At 66.0% G+C, this 10,133-nt stretch carries 10 protein-coding genes and 1 pseudogene; 7 read left to right on the forward strand and 4 right to left on the reverse strand.

Annotated features, from left to right (window positions below; genetic code table 11):
- Positions 1-109: 109 nt before the first annotated feature.
- The 4 genes from HMPREF2863_RS06840 to nrdI are packed head-to-tail and all read right to left on the reverse strand — an operon-like array spanning position 110 to position 4,164.
- Positions 110-418, reverse strand: coding sequence for a hypothetical protein (locus HMPREF2863_RS06840; RefSeq protein ID WP_067190805.1), 309 nt, complete (start codon positions 416-418; stop codon positions 110-112).
- A complete protein-coding gene (gene nrdF, locus HMPREF2863_RS06845) occupies positions 399-1,424 on the reverse strand; it encodes a class 1b ribonucleoside-diphosphate reductase subunit beta (RefSeq protein WP_082739834.1) in 1,026 nt (341 codons plus the stop codon). Before nrdF ends, HMPREF2863_RS06840 begins: the two co-directional genes overlap by 20 nt.
- A 32-nt stretch (positions 1,425-1,456) precedes the next feature.
- Positions 1,457-3,640 carry a class 1b ribonucleoside-diphosphate reductase subunit alpha gene (nrdE, locus tag HMPREF2863_RS06850; RefSeq protein WP_067190807.1) on the reverse strand — a complete coding sequence of 728 codons (2,184 nt, stop codon included), beginning with the start codon at positions 3,638-3,640 and terminating at the stop codon, positions 1,457-1,459.
- Positions 3,637-4,164 carry a class Ib ribonucleoside-diphosphate reductase assembly flavoprotein NrdI gene (gene nrdI / locus HMPREF2863_RS06855; protein ID WP_067190808.1) on the reverse strand — a complete coding sequence of 176 codons (528 nt, stop codon included), beginning with the start codon at positions 4,162-4,164 and terminating at the stop codon, positions 3,637-3,639. Before nrdI ends, nrdE begins: the two co-directional genes overlap by 4 nt.
- A gap of 237 nt (positions 4,165-4,401) precedes the next feature.
- On the opposite strand from nrdI, the gene HMPREF2863_RS06860 reads away from it, so the two are divergent.
- The 7 genes and pseudogenes from HMPREF2863_RS06860 to HMPREF2863_RS12070 form a co-directional block, all read left to right on the forward strand.
- Positions 4,402-6,300: a phosphoenolpyruvate carboxykinase (GTP) gene (locus tag HMPREF2863_RS06860; protein WP_070639014.1), complete on the forward strand. Its 1,899-nt coding sequence runs from the start codon at positions 4,402-4,404 to the stop codon at positions 6,298-6,300.
- 19 nt (positions 6,301-6,319) lie between these two features.
- Positions 6,320-6,511: a hypothetical protein gene (locus HMPREF2863_RS12065; RefSeq protein ID WP_168165769.1), complete on the forward strand. Its 192-nt coding sequence runs from the start codon at positions 6,320-6,322 to the stop codon at positions 6,509-6,511.
- 5 nt (positions 6,512-6,516) lie between these two features.
- The gene (locus HMPREF2863_RS06865) at positions 6,517-7,287 is read left to right on the forward strand and encodes a metal ABC transporter substrate-binding protein (protein ID WP_245232189.1); all 771 of its coding nucleotides are present in this window, start codon (positions 6,517-6,519) and stop codon (positions 7,285-7,287) included.
- A gap of 113 nt (positions 7,288-7,400) precedes the next feature.
- The gene (locus HMPREF2863_RS06870) at positions 7,401-8,090 is read left to right on the forward strand and encodes a metal ABC transporter ATP-binding protein (RefSeq protein ID WP_246828849.1); all 690 of its coding nucleotides are present in this window, start codon (positions 7,401-7,403) and stop codon (positions 8,088-8,090) included.
- Positions 8,087-9,037 carry a metal ABC transporter permease gene (locus tag HMPREF2863_RS06875; protein ID WP_067190812.1) on the forward strand — a complete coding sequence of 317 codons (951 nt, stop codon included), beginning with the start codon at positions 8,087-8,089 and terminating at the stop codon, positions 9,035-9,037. The genes HMPREF2863_RS06870 and HMPREF2863_RS06875 overlap by 4 nt, the downstream gene beginning before the upstream one ends.
- Positions 9,034-9,918 (forward strand): metal ABC transporter permease, encoded by an 885-nt coding sequence (locus HMPREF2863_RS06880; RefSeq protein WP_067190814.1) that lies wholly within the window; start codon positions 9,034-9,036, stop codon positions 9,916-9,918. The genes HMPREF2863_RS06875 and HMPREF2863_RS06880 overlap by 4 nt, the downstream gene beginning before the upstream one ends.
- A gap of 10 nt (positions 9,919-9,928) precedes the next feature.
- Positions 9,929-10,133: pseudogene (locus HMPREF2863_RS12070) on the forward strand (hypothetical protein); the annotation flags it as partial.

Below are 10,133 nucleotides of genomic sequence, written 5' to 3' on the forward strand. Positions count from 1 at the left end.
CGACTGGACCTACGAAACGGGGTCAGCCCATCCCGACGATCACGCTGACGTGCTTGGTCATAGGTGGTGCTCTCTTTCGACGGTTCAGCTGACAACGCCTGTCGGCGGCTCAGGAGCCGATGGGTGGGAGGAACGGGCGCGCTCCAAATGCCGGCGGCGGCCCCGCCCGGTGGGAGGCCTCGATGAAGTGGTCGAGCTTTGCCCGGCCTGAGGCGTCCTCGCCGCGGAGGAACACGCCGAGCATGGAGAACAGGCCTCCGAGTACGGCGTCACGTTTCGCGCTGCTGCTCAGGAGTCGGTGAGCGGCGGGCTGGTTGCCTTCGCGGATCGCCTCGAACAGTGCGATCGTCTCAAGCCAGGCACCGTCGTCGGGGCGCGGCATCGGCGCGGGTGCGGGCTCAGAAATCCCAGTCGGCATCGGTCGTGTCCTCTCCCTTACCCATGACGTAGCTCGACCCTGAACCGCTGAAGAAGTCGTGATTCTCATCGCTGCCCGGCGAGAGCGCGGCGAGGATCTCGGGGTTCACCTCGGTCTCCTCATACGCGAAGCGGGCGGGGTAGCCGAGGTTCATGAGCGCCTTATTCGCGTTGTAGCGCACGAATACGGCCACGTCGTCCATGAGTCCGAGCGGCTCGTACAGCTCACCCGAATACTGCAGCTCCAGTTCGTACAGCTCTTCGAGCAGTGCGTAAGTGAAGTCGCGCATCTCGTGCTGTTCGACCTGCGAATGTGTTTCGAGGCCGCGCTGGTACTTGTATCCCGAGTAGTAGCCATGCACGGCCTTGTCGCGCAGGATCAGGCGGATCATGTCGGCGGTGTTCGTGAGCGTGGCGTGCACGGAGAAGTGCAGTGGCAGGTAGAAGCCGGCGTAGAGCAGCAGCGAGGAGAGCAGTGTCGACGAGACCTTGCGCTTCAACGGGTCGGGGCCGAAGTAGTGCTGCAGCACCTTCTTGCAGCGCTCCTGCAGCAGGTCGTTGCCGACCGCCCACCGGTACGCGTCATCGATCTCCGGCGTGGACGTGAGCGTGGAGAACACGGAGGAGTACGAGCGGGCATGGACGGACTGCATGAACGCGATGTTCGTGTAGACGGCCTCCTCATGCTCGGTGCGGGCATCCTGGATCTGGCAGATCTCGCCGACCGTGGCCTGCACCGTGTCGAGCATGGTGAGGCCGGTGAAGACCCGCATCGTGAGGGTGCGTTCCTCCTGACTCATCTTCTGCCAGGCGGGGATGTCATTCGAGAGAGGCACTTTCTCGGGGAGCCAGAAGTTCGCGGTGAGCCGGTTCCACACCTCGAGATCCTTTTCGTCGGTCACACGGTTCCAGTTGATCGGCCTGAGGCGTGCTGCGGGATCGTGACGGTACGCGGGCGGGGTGACGGAGAGTTCGGTGAGCGGGCGATCAAAAGCGATGCTGGTCATGCTGGTGGTCTTTCTGAGTTAGTCGGGTGGGGTCAGAGGGCGCAGGAGACGCAGCCCTCGATCTCGGTGCCTTCGAGGGCGAGCTGCCGCAGGCGGATGTAGTAGAGCGTCTTGATGCCCTTGCGCCAGGCGTAGATCTGCGCCCGGTTGATATCTCGCGTCGTGGCCGTGTCCTTGAAGAACAGCGTCAGCGAGAGGCCCTGGTCGACGTGCTGGGTGGCGGCGGCGTAGGTGTCGATGATCTTCTCGGGGCCGATCTCGTAGGCGTCCTCGAAGAACTCGAGATTGTCGTCGGTCATGTGCGGGGCCGGGTAGTAGACCCGGCCGAGCTTGCCCTCTTTGCGGATCTCGATTTTCGCCGCAATCGGGTGGATCGACGCCGTCGAATAGTTGACATAGCTGATCGACCCCGTCGGCGGCACCGCCTGCAGGTAGGCGTTATAGATGCCGTGCTCCCGGATCGAATCGCGCAGTGCCTCCCAGTCGGCGACGCTCGGCAGCGCAATCCCGGCCGCTGTGAAGAGGTCGCGCGTGCGCTCGGTGGCGGGCCGCCATTCCTCGGCGACGTAGCGGTCGAAATAGGTGCCGTCAGCGTAGTCGCTCTGCTCGAACCCGGTGAAGGCTTCGCCGTGTTCGATCGCGAGCCGGTTCGAGGCGCGCAGCGCGTGGTAGGCGACAGCACGGAAGTAGGCGTCGGTGAAGTCGATGCCTTCCTCGCTGCCGTAGTGGATGCGCTGGGAGGCGAGGTAGCCGTGCAGGTTCATCTGCCCGAGCCCGATCGCGTGCGACGCCGCGTTCCCTGCTGCAACAGAGGGCACCGCGTCGACATCGGTCTGATCCGACACGCTCGTGAGCGCTCGTACTGCCGTCTCGACCGTCGCCCCGAAATCGGGAGACGCCATTGTCTGTGCGATGTTCAGCGATCCGAGGTTGCAGGAGATATCCCGTCCGACCTCCGCGTAGCCGATCGCCGCATCGTAGGTGGAGGGGGTGTTGACCTGGAGGATCTCGCTGCAGAGGTTCGACATGTTCACCCACCCTTGAAGCGGGTTCGCGCGGTTGACGGTGTCCTCGAAGAGCACATACGGATAGCCGGACTCGAACTGCAACTCGGCGAGGGTCTTGAAGAAGTCGCGAGCGCTGATCGTCGTCTTCCGGATGCGCGGGTTCGCGACGAACTCCTCGTAGCGGTCGCTCACCGATTGGTCAGAGAGCGGGATGCCGGTCTCGCGGAGCACGTCGTAGGGGCTGAAGAGATGCATCTCGCGGTTCTGCTTCGCCAGCTCGAAGGTGATATCCGGGATCACGACGCCGAGGGAGAGGGTCTTGATGCGGATCTTCTCGTCGGCGTTCTCGCGCTTGGTGTCGAGGAACCGCATGATGTCGGGGTGATGGGCATGCAGGTACGCGGCGCCCGCACCCTGCCGGGCGCCGAGTTGGTTCGCATAGCTGAACGAATCCTCGAGGATCTTCATGACCGGCACCACACCGGAGGCCTGATTCTCGATCTGCTTGATCGGGGCGCCCGTCTCGCGGAGGTTCGTGAGCAGCAGAGCCACTCCGCCGCCGCGCTTGGAGAGCTGCAGCGCGGAGTTCACGCTGCGGCCGATCGATTCGAGGTTGTCCTCGAGGCGCAGCAGGAAGCACGAGACGAGCTCGCCGCGCTGCGCCTTGCCCGCGTTCAGGAACGTCGGGGTCGCCGGCTGGAACCGACCCGACAACATCTCGTCGACAAGGCGCGCGGCGAGCTCCGCATTGCCCTGTCCGAGGAAGAGTGCCGTTGCGACGACGCGCTCCTCGAAGCCCTCCAGGTAGCTGGCGCCGTCGAAGGTCTTGAGCGCGTAGGAGGTGAAGAACTTGAACGCGCCGAGGAACGTCTGGAAACGGTGCCCGACACCCGACGCCCGCTCATGCAGCAACTCCACGAAGTCCGGGTCATAGGCACGCAGGTACAACTCTTCGTAGTAGTCGTGCGCGATCAGCCACTCCAGGCGCTCCCACACGGAACCGAACCGTCGGGTGTTCGGTGCGACGTGCTGTGTGAGGTAGGCGTCGGCGGCCTCGCGATCCTTGTCGAACTGGATCGACCCGTCCGGTGCGAACAGGTTCAGCTGCGCGTTCAGGGCGTGATAGTCCTTGCGCTCGCCGATCCCGCCACGAGCCGGGGTAGCGGCGGTCTCGCTGGGAGGGGAGGCAGGTGGTTCCGTGATGGTCATGCGACTTCCTTCTCGTTCGGTTCGTTCAGCTCGGTGGCTTGGTTCAGCACAGTGGTCTGGTGCGCCCAGAACTCGGGGAGCCCCTCGTTCACGCGGGCGATGTCGCGGTCGGTGCCGAGGAGCTCGAAGCGATACAACTCGGGCACCCGGCACTTGGCGGAGATGATGGGTCCGGCGAGGCAGTAGTGCTCGCCGAAGTTCGTGTTCCCGGCCGCGATCACGCCGCGGATCAGGGCCCGGTTCGCAGGGTCGTTCAAGAACTGGATCACCTGCTTCGGCACGGCTCCGGCCTGCTCGCCCCCGCCGTAAGTGGGAAGGACGAGCACGAACGGGCGGGACACCCGGATCATGCCCTCCAGCCGGGGCCGCAACGGGATCCGTGCCGCGTCACGGTCGAGCCGGTCGACGAATCGCCTGGTGTTCTCCGACACGCTCGAGAAGAACACCAGATCCGGCGACTCCAGCCCCTCGAGCGCCCGCACTTCCGGGGCGGCATGCCCCGGAACCCGGTGTTTCACGCTCATACACGCATCATTCCTCTCGCAATCAAGAACCCAACATGTGGTAGTTGCTGGCTCATGTGGAACTAGATCTAGTGTTAGCACGATCCGTGGGGGCGTGGCTACGACACGCCCATGTTTGCAACTACGTATAGACGAACATTAGAGTTAGACGCGCAGATCATGGTGAGGTGCGGGCGGGGCGCGTCACCAATCCACACGGGCTGAGGACGGCCCATCGAGAATGAGTGAGGTTGTGCGATGAGCGATCCGACCAGGATCCAGATTCCTGCTGAGATTCGGAACGAGAGCATCAGCGCATTCGTGGAGGAGTGGGCTCGGGTCACCGAGCCCGACCGGATCGAACTCGTCTCGGCGGTCGATGACGCCCGGCTCATCGGCGAAGCCCTCGCCGCCGGTGAACTCCTGCCCGCAGGTGAGGGCCGCTATTACGCTAGATCCCATCCGAAGGACACCGCCCGCTCCGAGGAGCGTACGGTCGTCGCAACCTCGGAATCTGCCGATCGCGGCAGCTACAACAACTGGCAGCCAGCGAGCGAGGTGAAGCCGCTCATCACCGAGCGGATGCGCGGGGCGTCTCGCGGGAAGACGATGTACGTCGTCCCCTACCTGATGGCGCCGCCCGGTACTCCGCTCGCGGCCTACGCGGCCGGGGTGGAGCTGACTGATGATCGCAAGGTCGTGCTGCAGATGATCCGCATGACCCGCGTCGGTCTCGAGCATTTCGACGGGCTCTCCGACCCGGACTTCTTCGTGCGCGGCGTGCAGGTCACCGGCGATCCCGACTCGCTCGGGCACGGCACGCCGGAGGATGCGCGCCTGTTCGCGACGATCGCGGATGAGCGCACGATTCTCCACTACGGCTCCGCATATGGCGGCAACGCGCTCCTCGGGAAGATCGCACACGGCCTCCGCCAGGCCTCCTACGACGGCTATTCCTCGGGGAAGTTCCTCGCGGAGCAGTTCCTCCTGCTCGGTATTCGCGACCTGAAGACCGGCGCCACCACTCATGTCTGCGGCGGGTTCCCGAGCGCGTCGGGAAAGACCAACCTCGCGATGGCCCTGCCGCCGGACGCGCTCGGCGACCGGTACCGGGTCGATTTCTACGGCGACGATATCGCCTGGATGTGGATCGACGACGAGGGCCGCCTGCGGGCGATCAACCCCGAGAACGGCGCGTTCGGGGTGGCGAAAGACACGAACGAGCGTACGAACCCGACGGCGATGGCCGCGATCGCGGAGGGCTCCGGCACGATCTTCACCAACACCGCCTACAACCAGCTCACCGGCGAGGTGTGGTGGGAAGGCCTCACCCCGCAGCCTCCCGCAGAACTCGACGGGTGGCTCGACTGGACCGGAGCCCCGATCGCCGACCGCGGCCCCGACCAGCAGGATGCTCCGTGGGCGCATCCGAACAGCCGCTTAACGATCCCCCTCGAACGCATCCCGAACCTCGCCGCAGACGCCGCAGACCCGGCAGGGGTCGTGATCGACGCGATCATCTTCGGCGGCCGCACCCGCGACCGCGAACCCCTGATCCGCGCCATCGACGACCTCGCGATCGGCGTCTACGACGGCCTCACCCTGGGAGCGGAGGCGACCTTCGCCGCCGAGGGCGTCGACGGGCAACTCAGATACGACCCCATGTCGATGCGCCCCTTCTTCTCCTACTCAGAAGGCCGCTACGCCCAGCACTGGCTGACCCTGCTCCGGCAGCTCACCGATCTGCCGGTATTCGCGCACGTCAACTGGTTCCAGCGCGACCCCGAAGACGGCCACTACCTCTGGCCCGGCTACCGCGAGAACCTCCGCGCCCTGAACTGGCTCTTCCGCTACCGCGCAGGCGACGCCCACGGGCACCCCACGCCAGTAGGCGTCCTCCCCACAGCGGAGGAGCTCGATCTCACCGGCCTCGATATTCCCGCAGAAGATCTCGACCGGCTGCTGCGAATCGACACGAAGCGCTGGACCGAGGAAGTGCAGCATCGGCAGGAGCACCTCCAGGGCCTGCCCGATGTGCCGCGCGAGATCTGGGACGCCCACCAATCCCTCAGCGCCGCCCTCACCGCACAAGCGGCCTCGGCCGACCACGAGCATCCCGGATCCGGCCCCGGATCCACACACCCCGACACCCACTGATACAGGAAGGCTGCATCTCTTGAAGATCACCAGGAAGTTCCTCACCGGAATCGCGATCGCCGCGATCGCCGCGCTCGCCGCGCTCGGCCTCACCGCCTGCGCGAATACCGGCACCCCCGAATCCGGTAGCGACGGCGATCCCCTCAAGGTCTACGCGACCACCGGCTACCTGGCTGACGCGGTCGCGAATCTCGCCCCGATGCCGAAGTGACGACGATGGTCGGCCCGGGCGGCGATCCGCACACTTACCAGCCGTCGACGAAGGACATCGAGACGATCCAGAACGCCGACGTGGTGTTCTGGAACGGGCTGCACCTCGAGGCGCAGATGATCGACCAGCTCGAGAGCCTCGGCGACCGGCAGCTCGCCGTGGGCGACCAGCTCCCGGAGGATCTGCTGCTCGACTGGCCCGAGACCGACGACCAGGGCAACCCGCTGCATGATCCGCACGTCTGGAACAGCCCCGAAGCGTGGTCGCTCGTCGTCGGATACGTCGCGGACAAGCTTGGCGAGATCGACCCGGCGGGCGCGGCCGAGTACGCGTCGAACGCCGAGGCGTACATCGCCGAGATCGATGCCGCGGTCGCAGAGGCTCGCGAACTCCTCGGCGACGGGAAGATCGAGCCGCGGATCCTGATCACCGGGCACGACGCCTTCAATTACTTCGGGCAGACCTTCGACCTCGAGGTGCATGCCACCGACTTCGTCTCGACCGAGGCCAAGCTCGGCGCCGGGGAGCTGTCGGAGCTCGCGCAGCTCATCGCAGACAACGAGGTGCCGGTGATCTTCCAGGACAACCAGGCCAACCCGCAGGCCATCACCAGCCTGAAGGAGGCCGTGCGGTCGCTCGGCTGGCAGGTCGAGGTCTCGGGCGAGGAGCTCTTCGCGGACTCCCTCGGTGCGGATTCCGGCGTGGACACCTATATCGGCGCGTTCTCGCACAACGCCCGCGCCGTGGCCGAGGCCCTCGGAACCGCGGGGCAGTGACCGTGACCAACATCGTTCACACGGCCGGGGCTCCCATCGGAACCCCGGCCTCCCCGGACACCGCACTCGCCTGCAGCACGCAGGGCCTCTCCGTCGCCTATCGCGCGGAGCCGGTGCTGCGCAGCGTGGACTTCGCGGTGCCCCAGGGGGTGGTGATGGGGATCGTCGGGCCGAACGGAGCCGGCAAATCGACGCTCATCAAGGCGATGCTCGGCCTCGTGAGGCCTCTGACCGGCGCTTCCGAGTTCTTCGGGCAGCCTCTCGCGCGCACGCGGAAGCGGGTCGGCTATATGCCGCAGTCGACCAGCGTCGACTGGGACTTCCCGACCACCGTGCTCGATGTGGTCACGATGGGCACCTACGGCTCCCTCGGCTGGATCCGCCGCCCCGGGAAGCGCGAACGGGCCCGGGCGGTTGCGGCCCTCGAGCAGACGGGGATCCCGGATCTCGCCTCGCGTCAGATCGGGGAGCTCTCGGGCGGGCAGCGGCAGCGCGTGTTCCTCGCCCGTACGCTGGTGCAGGCCCCGGATCTGTACTTCATGGACGAGCCGTTCCAGAGGATCGATGCGAAGAGCCAGCAGGCCATCGTCTCCGTGCTGCACACGCTCAGGGAGCAGGGGAAGACCGTCGTGATCGTGCACCACGACCTCGCCACTGTGCGCGACTACTGCGACCACGTCACCCTGCTGAACCGCCGCGTCGTCGCCTCGGGGCCGGCCGACGAATCGTTCACGTGCGAGAACATCCGCACCGCGTACGAGGTCACGGCAGGCGACGATGCGTTCCTGGAGTTCGCGTCGTGAGCCTGATCGAGTTCCTCGGGAATCACACCTACCGGATGGTGTTCTTCGGCACCATGACGATCGGGCTCGTCGCCGGCGCGCTGGGGTCTTTCGCGTATCTGCGGAAGCAGTCGCTCATCAGCGATGTGATCTCCCATGCGGCGCTGCCCGGCACGCTGCTCGCGTTCCTCACCGCGGTCGTCGTGCTGGGCGCGGACGGCCGCAACATGATCGCACTCATCATCGGTGCGGTCATCGTCGGCACGCTCGCGGTGCTCTTCGCCAACGGTGTGACCCGGGTGTCGAAGATTCGAATCGACACCGCGATGGCGGTGTCGCTCACGGTCTTCTTCGGTGGCGGCATGCTGCTCATGCGGATCATCGCGAACGGGGCCTTCCCGGGCAAGGGCGGCATCCAGGACTACCTCTTCGGCAACGCCTCCGTGATCACGATCGCCGACCTCACCACGAGCATCACCGTGGGCGCCCTCGCCCTCGCCCTGATGCTGGTGTTCTGGAAGGAGTTCGCGCTGCACACCTTCGACCCGGATCACTCGACGGTGCTCGGGTTCCGGGCGCGCACGATCGACACGCTCATGTTCGCCACCATTGTGATCGCCACCGTGATCGGTGTGAAGGCCGTCGGTCTCGTGCTCATGGTCGCGTTCGTCGTCACCCCGCCGGCCGCGGCCCGTCAGTGGACGCGCACGCTACCCGGCATGGTCGCGCTCTCCGGCCTGTTCGGCGCGGTCGGCAGCGGCGTCGGCGCGTACCTGTCGATCGTGCTCGGCAGGGTGCCGACCGGGCCGCTCATCGTGCTCACGCTGTTCGCGATCTTCCTCGTCTCGCTGCTCTTCTCGCCCCGACGCAGCATCATCACCCGAGCCATCTCCCGCACTCGCGCACGCGCGGCCTTGAAGCGGGAACTACTACTCGCGTCCGCACCCGCGGAAGGAGCCCTCCGATGAGCTTCGTCCTCGGCACCACCCTGCTCGCCGTCGTCACCGCCCTCGCCTGCGCCCTGCCCGGTGTGTTCGTCGTGCTGCGCAAGAACTCGATGCTCGTCGACGCCATCAGCCACGCGGTACTGCCCGGCATCGTCGTCGGCTACTTCTTCGCCCACAACCTCGACTCCCCGCTGCTGATCCTCGGCGCCGCGCTCGCGGGTCTCATCGTGGTGCTCGGCAGCGAGTGGCTTTCCCGCACCGGGCTGCTCACCGGCGACGCCTCGCAGGGGCTGATCTTCCCGGCGCTGTTCAGCGGCGGCGTGATCCTCGTCACCCTGAACTTCGCGAACGTCCACCTCGACACCCATGCCGTACTCGTGGGGGATCTCAACCTCGCCGCCTGGGAGCAACTCATCATCGGCGGGGTCTCCTGGGGGCCGGTCTACCTGTATGTGATGCTCGCCGTGCTCCTCGTGAACCTGGCCTTCCTCGGCCTGTTCTACTCGAAGCTGAAGGTCACGACCTTCGACGCCCAGTTCGCGACCAGCCTCGGCATCAGATCCGGGCTGCTGAACACAGCCTTCATGTTCCTCGTCTCGGTCACCGTCACCGCCGCGTTCAACGCCGCGGGTGCGATCCTCGTCATCGCGCTCGTCGTCGTGCCCGCAGCTACGGCGTACCTGCTCAGCACGCGCCTGCCGGTGATGATCGCCCTCACCGCGGGGATCGCCGTCACCGGGGCACTCGCCGGGTTCTGGGTCGCGTATGTGCTCGACGCCGCGACCAGTGCAGGCATGTCGGTGTTCTACGGAGTCGTCTTCAGCGTCGTGCTCGTGGCCACGCGACTCCGCCAGCGACGCCATCGCAACGTACGAGAATATGCAGTGGCGTCGTCACCGTGAAGGAGCATCCGTGCCGACCCCGCGTGATGCCACGATCATTCCCTATCTCAAGACGATCTGGATTCTGCAGCATGAAGAGCGAGTCCGCGTCGGCGTCACGGTGCTCACCGAGCGGCTTGCGAAGGCCCCCGCGACGGTCTCGCAAACCGTTCGCTCGCTCGCAGACGCGCGGCTGATTCGACACAAACCGGCTCTTCACAATCGAGGGTGTAGAC

This window comes from Micrococcus sp. HMSC067E09 (genome assembly GCF_001812555.1).
GTDB lineage: Bacteria > Actinomycetota > Actinomycetes > Actinomycetales > Micrococcaceae > Micrococcus > Micrococcus lylae.